This is a genomic window from Halomonas sp. YLB-10 (assembly GCF_003856855.1).
Lineage (GTDB): Bacteria > Pseudomonadota > Gammaproteobacteria > Pseudomonadales > Halomonadaceae > Halomonas > Halomonas litopenaei.
In genome coordinates this window covers 284485-299371 of record NZ_RRCU01000006.1, presented here as the reverse complement: position 1 = coordinate 299371, position 14887 = coordinate 284485, and the positions used below count along the sequence as shown (strand labels likewise).

Genomic DNA, 14887 nt, shown 5'->3' with positions numbered 1-14887 from the left:
AGGACTGCCCATGATGCCACTAGGGTGAATCCGTCTCTGCTTGCAACATCTGAACCGTCGGCTGCGGCTTCTTGCGGGCCTGTGCCAAATCATAGTTTGTCTGCATGGCGAGCCAGGCGTAAGCGGTGCTGACACCTGCGGTTTCCAGGCGCAACGCGAGCTCAGGACTGATTGCCGCTCTTCCATTCAAGACCCGTGACAAGGCGACGCGTGACATCCCTAGTCGCTCGGCCGTTTCCTTTACCGATAGGCCAAGCTCCTCGATGACATCCTCGCGCAACAGCTCTCCGGGATGCGGAGGTTCATTCATCATGTTCTTGACTCCTTATCTTGAAGAAACTGAAGACTTGGCGTTCCCCAAGCGGGGAAGTATCCGAGACGTCGATAGCCACGGGCGCTTTTCGGACAGCGCCTAGTGGTAATCGAGATAATTGACCAACTCCACATTTGCGTCCGCGAAGCGAAACGTCACGCGCCAGTTACCGTTGACACGGATAGACCAGCAGCCTTTAAGCGCCCCCTTGAGCTGATGCAACTTGAACGAGGGCAGGTTGAGATCCTCCGGCCGACAGGCGACATCGAGCAGCGCCAGGATGCGTCGAAGCTTGGACGCGTGGGTGGCCTGGATGCCTCGGGTGGTGCCGGTTCGATAGAATGCCTCAAGTCCCTTGTGCTGAAAGCTGATGATCATCAGGTAACCGTAGCGCGACACGTTACAGGATACAATGATAAGAGACTGGCCAGTGCCACTGTTTCAAACCCAACGTCAGTCTCCCTATCTATCCTGTACACACAAGAGCCCCGGCCATGGCCGGGGCTCTTGTGGTTTACGCAGTGTGTTGCGTGCTGTGCTGCGCGCTTGGTCACTGCAGTTCCGGAGGATCTCCCGGCAGGCTCCAGGTGTAGATCAGGTCCACCGCCTGGGCGGCGCCGGAGACCGCTTCCAGGTAGAGGCTCCGCCACAGCTGGTAGGTCAGGGTCAGCTCGGCGATGGGCGAGAAGATGCCGACGCCGTAGCCCACCTCCAGACGGTCGGTGAGACGGCCGCTGACCACCACCTGACTGCTCTCGCCACTGCCGGAGGTATCCAGCGACAGGTCCTGGATGCCGAAGGCCTCACCCATGGCGCCTACCGCCCCCCCGGTCTTGCCCAGGGTCAGGCCGATCAGCGCCGAGGTCAGGGCGCCGCTGGAGTCGCCGCTGTCATCCGGCGCCCGGCCGCGCAGCACGTAGGACAGCGCCCGAGACTCGTCCATCGACGGCTCGGAGAAGATCTCCAGATCGGGCTGGCTGGCGGTACCGGTGACCTTGAGACCGGCGATCACTCCGTCTTCGGTGCTGGCCGGGTTACGGATGGCTTCGAAGTCCAGCGTCGGCAGACTCGGCGGGCCGGCGAAGATCAGCTTGCCCTGGCGAATCTGCAGATCCTGGCCGTAGGCGCGGAAGCGGCCATCGACCAGGCTGACGTCGCCGAACAACTGCAGCGGCCCGTTGTTCTGGCGCACCTCCAGATCCCCTTCCAGCTCGGTCTGCAGACCGTAGGCGCTCAGGCGCATGTCGGGTCCCAGCAGCAGCCGTACGCGGATGTCGATGGCCATGCCCGCCTCGGCCATGGCCTCGGCGGTGGATTCTCCTACCGGGTCTTCCTGGGCACGCCGTTCGGCCTCCTTGGCCTCCTCGTCCATCTCGCGGGTGATGATGATCTCGTCACCGCTCGGGGTGACCGCGGACGCCGGGACGTCACCGACCTTGAGCCTGGCCCAGGGGATCCGCACCTCGCCACGTACCCGCAGTCGCGAGGGGTTGGCGGTGATGGTCAGGTCCGGGGCCAGCTTCAGCTTGCCGAAGGCCGGCATGGCGGCGAGCAGTGGATCCTGCACCGCGGACAGCGCCATGTTGGCCTCCCAGCTACCGTCAGGCCAGGCGGCGTCACCGGTGATATTCAGGCGCCCTTCCTCGGCGTCCACATGGCCGGAAATCCGCGCGCTGTCGCCGGACAGCGCGATATCCAGCCGTCCGTCGGTGACCGCCAGGGGGATATCACCACCGTGGACCCTGAGCCCGGTCAGACTGATGTCGCCACTGAGGTCGGGTGCCTCGCGGCTGCCGGCGATACGGATGGTGCCGCCAAGACTGCCCTCGAGTTCATCGAGGCCGGCCGCCAATGGCTGATACGGTGCCAGGCGCACGTCGGTAATGGTCAGGGTGCCGTCCAGGCCACCGCGTCCCATGGGATCGTCGATGGCCAGGGCCAGGTCGATATCGCCGCTCTGGGCCAGTGACAGCGCCAGGTCCATGTCGATGCGGGCCTCGCTGGCGTCTGCACTGAGCGACATGCTGGTGGCAGGCACCGACCAAGGCTGGCCATAGGCGTCCTCGCCGGTCACGCTGACCTCGCTGTCGACCTGGACGTCGGCCTGCCAGCGACTGCCGCCGGCCGACCAGCCAGCGACGACACGAGCGCCGGTGTCGCCGTCGATGGCCCAGCCCTCAGGCAAGGCCTCGTTGACCAGGTCCATGGGCAGCTCATTGATCTCGAGAGTCAGCGAGCCGGCGTCCGCCGAGGCGCTCAGCGGCTCGCTGATGCACACGGCGCCGCCCTGGCGACGTGCCAGGCAGAAGGGCTCGGCCTGGACCGACCCCGCGGCCAGGTCGGCCTCGAAGCTCAGCGGATCATCGAGGGCGATATCGCCCTGGGGCAGCGTAACTTCCAGCGGCGACAAGGTGCCCTGATAGCGGTCGCGGGCCTCGTTCATGGCCCCGTCAAGGGCCAGCACCAGACGGTTGAGTGGCCCGTCCTCGCTGCCCTCCACGGTGAGCTCAAGGCGGTGATCCGACAGCCGCCCATCGAGATCCAGGGCGATATCGGAGAATCGCTGGCCACCGGCTTCGACCTGTCTTGCCTCAAGACCAATATCGAGCTCGGGGTCGTCGATTCCGGCCACACGGCCGGACAGCGACAGCTCGCCGACACGATTTTCCTCAAACGCTACCCCGCTGCCATTCAAGGCAAGGTCAAGCTGGGGCGCCTGGAGGCTGCCGCTGGCCGTGATGTCTCCGGATAGCTGGCCGGCAAGCCCCGGATACAGGCTCGCCATATCCGGCAGTGATATCTCGGCGTCGACGTCGAGGTTGGACTCGCTGACCTGGCCGACGGCCTGGATGCGATTGTCGCCCTGGCGGAAATCGAGGCTGTCGATGTCCCATTGCATATTGCTGTTGCCGGCGAGTTGGGCCTCCAGCGACAGCGGTCGGCCATCGAGGGTACCCTCGATATCCAGCGCCGGCACCTCCACCCGCCAACCCTCATCGGTCTGGGTGAACGCCACCTGCAGGGTGCCGTCGATATCCCCCGCGAGCCCTTCGACGAAGGGTTCCGGATTAAGGCCCGTGAGGGTCGCTGCCGCCTCCACCGAGACGCCGTCAGACCAGTCGACACGTCCCTCGGTGCTGAGAGCGCCGGCGCCCTCCGGTGCGACCTCAAGCGGCGCCCAGGCAAACTGTGAAAGATCCCCCTGGCCCTGAAGGGCCAGGGTGGTTGGCGGTACATCCGGTCCCTCGGCGGCCAGGGCCAGTTGCAGCGTATAGCCGGTCAGGGAACCCTCGATGGCGAGATCCAGATCGCGGGCGATCCACGGCTCCACCTCGGCCGTGGCAGCGGTGGCATTGCCAGCTTCAGCATTGTCTGGTGCGCTTGTCTCGGCGTCGCTCACCTCGCCAGTCTCTTCGATGCCTTCAGGTAGGGGGCTGTCCATGCCAGGCAGCGGCCATTGCAGTCTGGGGCTCTGGAAGGTGGCGCTGAAGGGCAACGTGGGGTCGAGGGCGTCGAGTCGGGCGACCAGGTGGGTGTCCACCGGGCCCGAGGTCTTCAGGTCGATTTCCAGGTCGGCCAGACTGCCGGCTGCACTCAGCTCGACCCGCTCGCCGGACAGCGCCGGGAAGATTTCCGGCAGGTACAGATCGGCGGCAAAATTGAGCTCCAGCGGGTAGTCGCCGCTCAACGTGGCGCGGGCCTGGAGCTCGGCGTCGGCATCGGCGGAGGCCACCGCCAGGGGCTCGATGGTAACGGTCTGACCGCGGGCATCGAGACTCAGGTCCAGACGCTCGACGTGGTAGTCGAAGGCACCGTCGACGGTGGTGTCCTCGACCACCAGTTCGGGTACTTCAATGGCCAGTGGCAAGGTGACCTCGGGCAGCACCAGACGCTCACGCTCATCCAGCGGGATGTCATCGGCCTTGGCTGCGGCCCCTTCCATCTCGGCGGCGGCCTCGCTCGGCAACGGCGAGCGCACCGCGATGGCGGCGTCGATGGCCTCGGCGCTGACGATGGGCCCTTCGTGTTCGGCGTCGCTCAGGGCCAGCATGGCGCCGGGCGTCAACGGCAGGGTCAGATGAAGACCCGCCAGGCGCGTAGGTCGAACGCTAAGGGTATCGCCCTCGGCCACCGCCGCGGTGGTGAAGCTGTCCCAGGCCAGTCGAGTGCCGTCGGCTAGTTGCACGGCGACGTCCTCGACCGCCAGTTCACGGATCTCGACGGGAAACGGCAGCGCCAGGGGCCCCGGCTCGGCGCTGGTCGGCTCGGGTTCTACGGGAGGCTCCTCCGCGGCTTCGCTCTCGCCCAGGCGGACGTCGGTACCCGACACCCTCAGGTAATCAAGACACAGCCGGCCATCAAGAACGCAGTCCTCTGCCCAGGACAGCGACAACGCGTCCACCGACAGCCGCAGGCTGCCCATCTGCATGCGAAAGCCATCCAGCGCAAAGGTGTCGAGCAGCGCGCCTTCGACCGCCTCGTACTCGAGAAAGCCCATGCGCTGGCCCTGATCCAGCGCCATTCGGGTGCCCCAGGGACTCAGCACCAGGCCGCCAATCAGCAGCACCAGGCCAACCAGGGTCAACGGCAGCCAGATCAGCAGACGTGTCAGGGCCCACAGGGCGCGTCCTTTTCTCATTGAAGCCTCGTGTCAGGGGCCAGCAGCATCGGGTTCAAAACTCGGGCCCGATGGCGAAGTGCAGCCGGAAATTGTCGTCTTCGTCATCGAAGGGATGGGCGACATCGAAGCGGATCGGGCCGACCGGAGAAATCCAGCGCACGCCCAGACCCGCGCCCTTGTTCAGGTCGCCAGGCCACCACTCGGAGAAGGCGTCACCGACATCGAAGAAGGCCGCGCCCCACCACTTGCCGGTGATCCGGCGCTGGGCCTCGACGCTGGCGGTGAACTCGTGCTGACCGCCTTCCAGGTCGCCGTTCTCGTCTTCCGGCGACAGCGACTCGTAGCTGTAGCCACGCACGCTGGAGTCACCACCGGTAAAGAAGCGAAGCGAAGGGGGAATCTTCTCGAAATCGTCGGTATTGATCGCGCCGACACCCAGCCGGCCGATAAAGCGGTTGTCATCACCCAGTTTGCGGATCCAGGCGGTATCGCCGGTCATGCGGAAGAACTCGGCGTCAGAGCCCCAGGCGTCGCTGGAGTACTGCAGTTCGAGATTCTGGCGATCGCCCCAGGTGGGAAACTGAGGGTTGCGCGTGCGGGTACGCGACCAGCTTACCCCGGGATACAGCAGCAGCACCTGATCGGACTGCTCCCCCTGAGTAAAGTCCTCGTAGGTGGCGCGCAGATAGACCGTCTGCTCCCAGTCATTCTCGAACACCCAGTGCCGACCAAAATCGACGGTACTCTCGAAGCTTTCGGTGTCCTCGATGTCCTGCTTGCGCAGCCCGTACTGCAGTCGGTAGCTATCGTTGAGCGGATCCTCCAGCGGGATCTTGTAGGTGCCGCTGAACTGCTGATCCGGTGCCGACAGGTATAGCTGATTGGTCCAGCTATGGCCGTAGCGGTTGACCCAGGGCTGCTCCCAGGAGAACTGCAGGCGCGGCCCCACATCGGTGGCGAAGCCGATACCCGCCTCGAACTGGTGACGATCCGCCGGCGTCACGCTGACATCGATCGGCATGGTCGGGAATTCCGGCGGATACAGCCCAAGCGCCACCGCCAGAGCGTCGCGGCTGATCCGCGGCCCCTGGTACGGCGTCGGGATCTCCGCGACGTCCACCGAGTACCACCAGTTGTCGTTCTCGGGCAGCGCCAGGGAGCCCTTCTGGCGTTCCAGGCGAGGGCGTACCGTCAGCGAGCCGAACCATTCGGTCTCGCTCAACTGGTTGTTGAGCTCGGCGACGTCGCTTGCCAGGTAAGGATCGCCGTAGTCGAAGGGCACCAGATTGCGCAGGCGTTCCTCGACGATGTGATGGCCCTTGAAATTGACCCTGCCGAAGCGATAGCGCGGCCCGCTGTCCATGCCCAGGTACAGCCGAGCGCTGTTGGCCCAGGGGCGAATTTCCATGCGCTCATCGGTGAACTGCCAATCGAAGTAGCCTCGCTCCACGGTCAGGCCCTGCAGCCTGCCCTTGAGACTCTCGTAGGGGGCGTGTTTGAGGATGTCGCCTTCCTCTTGCGGATAGGCGTCGATCGCCAACTGAAAGGGGGCGTCATCGCGGGCGTCGCCCTCCAGGGTGAAATCGATCACTTCCAGCTTGACCGGCTCCCCCTTGTCGATGGTGAGGAAGACCTCCTGGGGCTCGTCATCGCGGTCGAAACGCATCTCGATCTGCGGTTCATAGTAGCCGTAGACCCGCATCGCCTCCTGGGTCAGTCGAACCACCTCGTTGCGCAGCCGCTCCACACGATACTGGCTGCCGTCGAGCCCTTGCAGGTAGACCTCGACATTGTTGGCCATATCCCCTTCGATACCGACGATCTCGGCATCCATGCCCAGGGCCGGCACCGACACCGAGACCAGGCAAAGGGCGGCCCCTGATCGACGGACGAACGGACCCAGACCCGAACGAGCGGGAACGCGATTTTCCATAATAGACTGGCTTTCCTGACGTGGGTGCTGGATCAACGCAGCGCCTCCAGTTGGGCGCTGAACGCGAGCTGGGACTGACGCAGTTCGCGAAGATCGGCGCCAAGCGACCGGGCGCTGTCATCCAGCGCATCCAGGCGCTGCTCGAGCCTGGCTTCCATTGCGCGACGTTCCTCCGCACCATCTTGGCGCGATTGGCGCAGGCCTTCAACGTCCTCGTCCAGGGAGGCAAGCCGCTGCTCCAGGGTGTCGAACCGCGGCAATAGCTGGCCCAGTCGGGTATCCAGGCGCGTTACCACCTCATCGACCCTGGTGGTCAGCGACCCCAACCGGCCGGCAAAGGACTCGCGGGCATCATCGAAGCGGTCCATGCGAGCCTCCAGGGCACCTCGGGCATTGTCGCCGGCTCGTTCAACGGCACCCAGCGATGTGCGTGTCGCCGCCAGCGTATCGGCGATGGAGGCGATACGCTCTTCGACATCCTGCAGAGTGTCGGCGTTGTTGCTGTGTTGGTCCAGCGTTGTCTGTGCCTGTTCGGAAACGGTGTTTCTTATATTCTCGGCGGTCGACTCGAGTCGCTGGGCCAGGGCATCGTCCCGCTGTTCGAGTTCGGCCACTCGACGCTGGATGTCCGCCACCAGGTCCCCTTCTCCCTGCTCGGCGTCGAACCGCGCATGAATGTTGGACAACTCCCCTCTCAAGCGGGTCAGCTCACCCTCGAGCCGCTGACGTTCCTGCCAGGCCAGCCAGCCAGCGGCCCCCACTGCACAGATAATCAACAGCACCAGTAGCCATAACGGCCAAAGTCTAGGCGCCGGGGGCCGGCGATAGCGAGCGGCGGATACACTCTCTCCTGGATCGGGTACGATAGCGCCCGGACGGCCGACTTCCGGTGGATGCCCCATGAAACTCTCCTTGCGGTTCAGCGTGTGGCACTGTGGCACCGGATGGCATCGCTGGCTCAGGGCCGATCACGTGCCACGGGCCTTGGCGGCCAAAGTTGGCTGATAGTGTAAGGTTTTTTACCATATTTACGCACGGCAGACGGATAACGCGTTAGCGCTATCCCTATCAACGCCTTGCTGTGGGGCACCTGCCATACCTCGCTTCACCATGACGTTCACGACCCCGGAGTCCCCATGATCCTTGAATTGCCCGCGCTGCCCTTCGATAGCCACCAACTGGAACCCTACCTCTCGAAGGCCTGGGTCGAGGATCGCTACCAGGGGGACCATCAACGTCATCTGACAGCGCTCAATCGTTGGGCGAGCGGGTCAGGCACGGCTACGAGGTCCCTCGAGGACGTAATGTCAAAGGCCCATGGTGAGGTGCTCGAACACGCTGTCGAAGCCTGGAACCTTACCCTGTTCTGGCACTGCCTGTTACCGCGCCCGACAGCACCGGAGGGTCGACTGAACGAGGAACTGACACAGACGTTCGGTTCCTTTACAGGATTGAGAGAGGCGATGCACGGGCGGGTCGAGGACGAACTGGAGCAAGGGAGCCGGCAGCCAGGCTGGCTGTGGCTGCTGCACTCCAACCGTGGCATGAGCCTGACGATCAGTGCGCGTGGCCAGCGGCTTGATGCCGCATCGGGCAGGCCGCTGCTGGTCATGGATCTTGGCTGTGGAAAATCTCCGGTGGAGCAACTCTGGCCGCTGATTCACTGGGACCTTGTCGCCCAGAATCTCGGCGACTGTCATTGACCGATGACACCTCGAGCAGCTCAGGTCGGGCCAGGCCTGGTCTGGCCAAGACAGAACAAGACACCAAAGTAAAGAGCGCAGTGAATACTGCGCTCTTTACGGGCCAGACCCGGTGCCGGGCCGATGGTTCGGCTGTCAGGGCCTGAGCGATATATCAGGTTGCCGGGTCGGCACGTCGGCCGATGCCGCGATAGTGAAAGCCCTGGGCGGCGACGTACTGGGGGTCATAGATATTGCGACCATCGAGGATCAGGGCGCCCTCCAGCTGTCGTTTCAGCGCCATCCAGTCAGGATTCCAGTAGGCCTTCCACTCGGTGACCAGCATCAGCGCATCGGCGCCATGGCAGGCGTCGAGCGGGTCGTCCTGATGCAGGCTCAACAGCGGGTGGTCACCGACCACCGCACGTACGGCAGGGAGCGCAGCGGGGTCATGCAATCTGACGTGCACACCCTGGGCCCACAGGGCGCGCAGCAGCGTCAGCACGGGCGCATGATCGATGCGTGCGGTGCCGGGCTTGAAGGCAGCCCCCCAGATGGCCACGGTACGGCCTTCCAGACGCCCCTGATAGTGAGCCCACAGCTTGCGGAACAGCGTCTCCTTCTTGTGCTCGTTGATCTCGAGCACCTGGTCGAGCAACTCGGAGTGGCGGCCGCTGGCCGACTGGACATCCACCAGGCCCACCAGATCCCGGCTGAAATTGGGGCCACCGAAGCCACAACCGGGGTACAGGTATTCATAGCCGATGCGCTGATCTGCCCCCATGCCCTGACGCACGTACTCCACGTCCACGCCCAGGGTGTCGGCTAGCCCGGCCATCTCGTTCATGTAGCTGATACGGGTCGCCAGCATGCCATTGATGGCCAGCTTGGTCAGCTCCGCGGCGCGTCGAGGCATCCGCTTGAACACCTCGTGACGCCGATTGAAGGCACGCATCAATTCTCGCACCTGGCGCTCGGCGTGGTCATCGTCGCAGCCCAGCAGCCAGCTGCGGGCGCGGGTAAAGGTTTCCCAGGCGCGCCCTTCCTCGAGGGTGTCAGGCAGCGCCACCGAGGTCACGTTCTGGCCCTCGAGCACAGACTCGAGCCGCTCGGTGTCCCCTACCGGAAAGGTCGCGTTGTTGACGATGATGGCACCGTCGGCAAGACACGAGGCGTTCTCCTCCACCAGACGGCTGGCATCGTCGCGCTGGGTCGGTGACAAGGCCAGCCACAGCACGTCGATATCAGGGCCGTCGACCTCGCTGTTCCGCTCCAGGGTCAGGTGCCCGGCCTCCATGGCCTCCGTCAGGCGTTGCAGTACCGAAGGCTCACGGATCAGCCAGTCACTATCCTTGAGCTCGCTCCAGCGGCGATCCAGCGGTTGCCAGCAGACATCATGTCCAACCCAGGAGAGCGCGGCGGCAGCGGTGGCTGCCGAAAGCTCACTTCCATGTATCACGACCTTCATGGCTTCAGTCCTCGGCGGCGTAGCGTTTCAGCAGCTCGGTGAAGCCCTTGCCATAGCGGGAGTGGCGCCGACCATAGGCCAGGATCGCCTCCAGGTAGCCGAGCTGGTGGCCGCAGTCGTAGGTGGTGCCCTGCATGCGGTAGGCGTCCACGCCTTCGGCGACGCGCAGCTCCTCGATGGCATCGGTAAGCTGGATCTCGTTGCCGGCGCCGGGCGGGGTCTTGGCCAGCAGCGGGAAGATACGACCCGGCAACATGTAGCGTCCGATCACCGACAGGTTGGAGGGCGCTTCCTCGACCTTGGGTTTCTCGACCAGGCCGGACAGCTCACAGGACTCACCGGGCTCGGGGGACTCGCCCTTGGGCGCAACGATGCCGTACTTGTAGACCAGCTCGCGTGGAACCTCTTCCACCATCAGCTGGGAGCGTCCGGTGCGCTCGAAGGCGTCGATCATGCCGGCAAGGTCATTGCGCTCAAGGCCATCATCATCGACCAGTACGTCGGGCAACAGCACGGCAAAGGGCTCGTCGTCACCGATCACTGGACGGGCGCACAGCACCGCGTGGCCGAGGCCCAGAGGTTCAGGCTGACGCACGCTGATGATGTTGACGTCGGCAGGAACGATGGCACGCAGCTCCTCGAGCAGCTCGGTCTTGCCCTTGGCCTCGAGCCCGGCCTCCAGTTCAAAATGCTTGTCGAAGTGGTTCTCGATGGCGCTCTTGGTGCCGTGGGTCACCAGCACGATGTCACGAATGCCCGCCGCAACGGCCTCCTGTACCACGTACTGGATCACCGGGCGATCGACGATGGTGATCATTTCCTTGGGGATGGCCTTGGACGCCGGCAGACACCGTGTGCCAAAACCTGCGACGGGGAGAACGGCCTTGCGGATCATGAGACTTCCTTCTTCTCGAAATTGGGTTCGGCTGTCGTCCATGGCGATCTGGGCCATGGGACTCGGAACAGGGAATGCGTAGAATAGCGTACCAGACGAACTCGGTCCGCTGACATCGGCGGCATGGAACGCCCTGGAGATACAGATGAGCATATCCGATACCCCTTCCGCCAACGTGGACCACAACGAGATCGACAAGTTCTCCGCGCTGGCCGAACGCTGGTGGGATCCCGAAGGCGAATTTAAACCGCTGCATGCCATCAACCCGCTGAGGCTCGATTTCATCGACGCCAGAGTAGGACTGGCCGGACGCGAAGTGCTGGACGTCGGTTGCGGCGGAGGCATCCTCTCCGAGGCCATGGCACGCCGCGGCGCTCGGGTGACCGGTATCGATCTGGCCGAGGCGTCGCTCGCGGTTGCGCGTCAACACGCCGATGAGCAGGGGGTCGCTCTCGAATACCGCTACATCAGCGTCGAAGACATGGCCGAGGAAGCGCCGGAGCGCTTCGAAGTGGTGACCTGCCTGGAAATGCTCGAGCACGTGCCCGATCCCGAAGCCATCGTGCGTGCCTGCGCTCGCCTGCTCAAGCCCGGCGGACAGCTCGCGCTGTCGACCATCAATCGAAATCCCAAGTCCTACGCCCTGGCTATTCTCGGCGCGGAATACGTGCTCGGCATGGTACCTCGTGGTACCCATGACTACGCCCGTTTCATCCGACCAGCCGAACTGGCCCGCTGGTGCCGCGATGCAGGACTCGAGATCGAGGAGCAAAGCGGTCTGGTCTACCACCCGATCACTCGTCGCTTCTCGCTGTCCGCCAACGATGTCTCGGTCAACTACCTGATGATCTGTCGCAAGGAGACCGCGTGAACGATTCGCTACCTCGCGCCCTGCTGTTCGACCTTGACGGCACCCTGGTGGATACCGCTCCTGACCTGGCCCAGGCCACCAATCGATTGCGCCGGCTGCATGGTCTGGACGAGCTGCCCTACCCTGCCATTCGCGCCCAGGTGTCCAATGGTGGCAGCGCCCTGGTCACCCTGGCGCTGGGGCTCGAAAGCGAGCATCCCGACCACGCTGCGGCGCGTCAGCAGCTGCTCGACCTCTACGCCGAAGCGGTGGCCGAACACAGCCAGGTGTTCCCGCCGCTCGACCGTCTGCTGCTCCACTGGGATGGCCTCGACCGGCCCTGGGGGATCGTCACCAACAAACCACGTCTGTATGCCGAGCCCCTGGTCGAGGCGCTGGGACTCGCGCCGGGCGTCATGCTCTGCGCAGACGACCTGCCGGTGAAGAAGCCACATCCAGAACCACTGCTGGAGGCGGCCAGGCGCCTCGACGTCGCGCCCGAGGCGTGCTGGTATCTAGGCGACCACGTGCGCGACATGCAGGCGGCAAAAGCCGCGGGCATGCCGGCTATCGCCGTGGGCTATGGCTACATTGCCGAGGAAGAAGATTACCGGGACTGGCCGGCCGACCGCTGGTTCGATACCGCGGAGGCGGTTCTCGAGGCGCTGAAACGGCCCTGAGAGTCCAATGAGAGGACTCCGAGAGGCGTTGAGAGGCCATTGAGAGGCCACTGAGACGTTGCTGGAAGCCAGAGGTCGACGAGGCCAGGGCGGCGCTGCACGACGACACGAGGCGCGAGCTGAGCGACCATGAGCGTCGCTTCGCTGGCGCTGGGGTCGGGATCGGCAGTTTCGGCGGTTTGACGCAAGGAACGGCGGGCCTATTGGCTCGCCGTTCCTTTTGCAACGCTCGTTGCTCGCTTCGCTTGCCTGTGACGTCAGCTTCTCGGCGGCTGGGCGTCGAAGGCTTCCCCGTTGCGGCCCTTGCTGTCAGGGCCCATCAGCCACAGATAGGTCGGCATAATGTCCTCTGCGGTCCGCAGGCTCATGGGGTCCTCGCCCGGGTAGGCGCTCTTGCGCATGGCGGTGCGGGTCGCCCCGGGGTTGAGGGTGTTGATCCTCAGGGTCCCCAGATGATCGATCTCCTCGGCCAGTACCTGGGCAAAGCCTTCGGTGGCGAACTTGGAGACCGAATAGGCGCCCCAGTAGGCCCGCCCCTTGCGGCCAACGCTCGACGAGGTAAAGATCACCGAGGCGTCGGCAGACTTGGTCAGCAGTGGCAACAGCGCCTGGGTCATCCAGATGGGCCCGTTGATGTTGACCTGCATGACCTGATCCCACAGTTCCGGATTGTACTGCTCGAACGGAGTGATCCGGCCTAGCTGCCCGGCGTTGTGCAGGATACCGTCGAGCCGGCCGAACTCCTTGTCCAGCGCCTCGGCCATATCGTGGTAATCCTTGAGCGTCGCCCCTTCGAAGTTCAACGGGAAGATCGCCGGTTGCGGGCCTCCGGCGGCCTCGATCTCGTCGTACACCTTCTCGAGCTTGGCGGTGGTGCGGCCCAGCAGAATCACGGTGGCCCCGCGACGTGCGTATTCGATCGCCGCGGTGCGCCCGATGCCGTCTCCGGCACCGGTCACCAGCAGAATGCGATCCTTTAGCAGGTCTTGAGGTGCCTGGTAATCAATCTTGCACTCGGTCATGGCGCTTCCTTGATCAGGCCCCGGCCTGACGCAAATAGTCATCGGCAAGAGACGCCGCATTGCTGTCAGGATAGTCCTGCTGGACGGATTCCAGAAGTGCGTGGCCGCCTTCGGTATCTCCCTGCCGCGCTTTCAGCAGTCCCAGCTTGTACATGGCGTCGGGAACCTTGCTGCTGTCGGGAAAACGGTCCAGTACGGTCTCGAAGGCAACGGCGGCATCGCCAAAGGACGACTGCGCCGAATGCAATTCACCGAGCCAGTAGTAGGCGTTGGCGGTCAGGCTGGAGTCGGGATAACGATCGACGAAGGTATCGAAGTCGCTGATCGCCTGATCGAAGTCTCGCGACTGAACCTTGGAGAACGCCGACTGATAGGCCTCCCTGGCATCATCGCTGGCCTGGCCAGAGGACGATGAGGATGCTCCGCTGCCGCTGCCGCTGCCGCTGCTGTCTGCGGATTCGCTCGGCGGCTCCGTGGGCTCACTCGGGGCGCTTGGCGGCGCTGCCTGGCGCGGCAACTCGGACATGCGCTGATCGAGGTCCATGTACTGCTGGCGACTCTGTTGCTTGAGCTGATCCAGCTGGTAGCGCAGTTCTTCGATCTGCCCGCGCAATTCTCGCAGCTCGCGCTGGTGCTGCTCGACCTGGTTGAACAGTGCGAGATTGCCGCTGGCCTGGGCCTGGGTGGCCGTCTGATCGTAAAAGCTGTTGCCACCGCTGAGGTCTCTGACGACCGGCTGCTGAGCCAGTGCAGGTGACAGGATGGCGGGTACCATGACGGACAACGGGAGCACCAGGGCTCCCGCGCCGCACAGTCCCTTAAGACTGTGTCTCATTGACTTCTCCCACGTCCGACGTCAGTGGCTTTCAGTAAGCAAAGACCACACGGCGGTTCTGTGCAAAGGCATCCTCGTTGCTGCCGCGAGCTGCGGGGCGCTCTTCGCCGTAGCTCACCACTTCCATCTGCGAGGGATTGACGCCCTGCAGGCGCAGGTAGCGCTCGACGGACCCGGCACGGCGCTCGCCAAGCGCGAGGTTGTACTCGCGGGTACCGCGCTCGTCGGTGTGGCCCTGCAGCACGACGGAGGCGTTGGGGTTGCTGCTCAGGTACTGGGCGTGGGCGTTGACCACCGATTCAAACTCGGGACGGATAGCGTCGCTGTCGTAGTTGAAGTAGATGGTGCGCACTTCCGGGATGCGGCCGTCGGCCATCTGGCCGGCACCGTCGGTGCCATAGCCGGAGCCGCTGACCTGGCCGCTGCCGGCGGTGCCGGTACCGACGCCGGTGCCACCCATGGTACCGCCGGTACCGGTGCCTGCGGCGCTGCCGTCCTGGGTGCCGCCGGTGCTGGAGCAGCCAGCCAGAACGGCCAGGGAAGCGGCGATGGCCAGCGAACGGGCGTAGGGCTTGAGAAACATCATGT

At 64.4% G+C, this 14887-nt stretch carries 13 protein-coding genes; 3 read left to right on the top strand and 10 right to left on the bottom strand.

The features are described from left to right. Positions 1 to 19: 19 nt before the first annotated feature. From EBB56_RS15230 to EBB56_RS15210, 5 genes are all read right to left on the bottom strand, one after another. Positions 20 to 313, bottom strand: a complete 294-nt coding sequence (locus EBB56_RS15230) for a HigA family addiction module antitoxin (RefSeq protein WP_045992058.1) — start codon at positions 311 to 313, stop codon at positions 20 to 22. 99 nt (positions 314 to 412) lie between these two features. Next, complete coding sequence (locus tag EBB56_RS15225; RefSeq protein ID WP_045992057.1) at positions 413 to 691, bottom strand: type II toxin-antitoxin system RelE/ParE family toxin; 279 nt, start codon at positions 689 to 691, stop codon at positions 413 to 415. A 172-nt stretch (positions 692 to 863) separates the two neighbouring features. Further along, entirely contained in the window at positions 864 to 4952 is a 4089-nt protein-coding gene (locus EBB56_RS15220) for a translocation/assembly module TamB domain-containing protein (RefSeq protein WP_045992056.1), read from the bottom strand. Positions 4953 to 4986: 34 nt separating this feature from the next. Then, entirely contained in the window at positions 4987 to 6867 is a 1881-nt protein-coding gene (locus EBB56_RS15215) for an autotransporter assembly complex family protein (RefSeq protein WP_124804731.1), read from the bottom strand. A 32-nt stretch (positions 6868 to 6899) separates the two neighbouring features. Then, positions 6900 to 7769, bottom strand: coding sequence for a hypothetical protein (locus tag EBB56_RS15210; protein WP_124804730.1), 870 nt, complete (start codon positions 7767 to 7769; stop codon positions 6900 to 6902). A 234-nt stretch (positions 7770 to 8003) separates the two neighbouring features. Here EBB56_RS15210 and EBB56_RS15205 point away from each other — a divergent pair, with 234 nt between their 5' ends. Then, positions 8004 to 8570, top strand: a complete 567-nt coding sequence (locus EBB56_RS15205; protein ID WP_083970298.1) for a Fe-Mn family superoxide dismutase — start codon at positions 8004 to 8006, stop codon at positions 8568 to 8570. 154 nt (positions 8571 to 8724) lie between these two features. On the opposite strand, the gene EBB56_RS15200 is transcribed toward EBB56_RS15205, so the two are convergent. After that, positions 8725 to 10017 carry a nucleotide sugar dehydrogenase gene (locus EBB56_RS15200; protein ID WP_045992054.1) on the bottom strand — a complete coding sequence of 431 codons (1293 nt, stop codon included), beginning with the start codon at positions 10015 to 10017 and terminating at the stop codon, positions 8725 to 8727. 4 nt (positions 10018 to 10021) lie between these two features. Further along, a complete protein-coding gene (gene galU, locus EBB56_RS15195; protein ID WP_045992053.1) occupies positions 10022 to 10912 on the bottom strand; it encodes a UTP--glucose-1-phosphate uridylyltransferase GalU in 891 nt (296 codons plus the stop codon). 145 nt (positions 10913 to 11057) lie between these two features. Between galU and ubiG the strand changes: the two genes are divergently transcribed. Both ubiG and EBB56_RS15185 read left to right on the top strand, forming a co-directional pair. Then, complete coding sequence (gene ubiG / locus EBB56_RS15190) at positions 11058 to 11783, top strand: bifunctional 2-polyprenyl-6-hydroxyphenol methylase/3-demethylubiquinol 3-O-methyltransferase UbiG (protein ID WP_108133608.1); 726 nt, start codon at positions 11058 to 11060, stop codon at positions 11781 to 11783. Then, complete coding sequence (locus EBB56_RS15185; RefSeq protein ID WP_045992051.1) at positions 11780 to 12442, top strand: HAD family hydrolase; 663 nt, start codon at positions 11780 to 11782, stop codon at positions 12440 to 12442. Before ubiG ends, EBB56_RS15185 begins: the two co-directional genes overlap by 4 nt. Positions 12443 to 12699: 257 nt before the next feature. Here EBB56_RS15185 and EBB56_RS15180 read toward each other — a convergent pair whose 3' ends face one another. Genes EBB56_RS15180 through pal form a run of 3 tightly spaced genes read right to left on the bottom strand, consistent with a single transcriptional unit; the run spans position 12700 to position 14882 of the window. Next, on the bottom strand, positions 12700 to 13464 hold the full coding sequence (locus EBB56_RS15180; RefSeq protein ID WP_045992050.1) for a YciK family oxidoreductase: 765 nt from the start codon (positions 13462 to 13464) through the stop codon (positions 12700 to 12702). A gap of 13 nt (positions 13465 to 13477) precedes the next feature. Next, positions 13478 to 14299, bottom strand: a complete 822-nt coding sequence (ybgF, locus tag EBB56_RS15175) for a tol-pal system protein YbgF (RefSeq protein ID WP_045992049.1) — start codon at positions 14297 to 14299, stop codon at positions 13478 to 13480. Positions 14300 to 14330: 31 nt separating this feature from the next. Next, positions 14331 to 14882, bottom strand: coding sequence for a peptidoglycan-associated lipoprotein Pal (pal, locus tag EBB56_RS15170; protein WP_045992086.1), 552 nt, complete (start codon positions 14880 to 14882; stop codon positions 14331 to 14333). Positions 14883 to 14887: the final 5 nt, after the last annotated feature.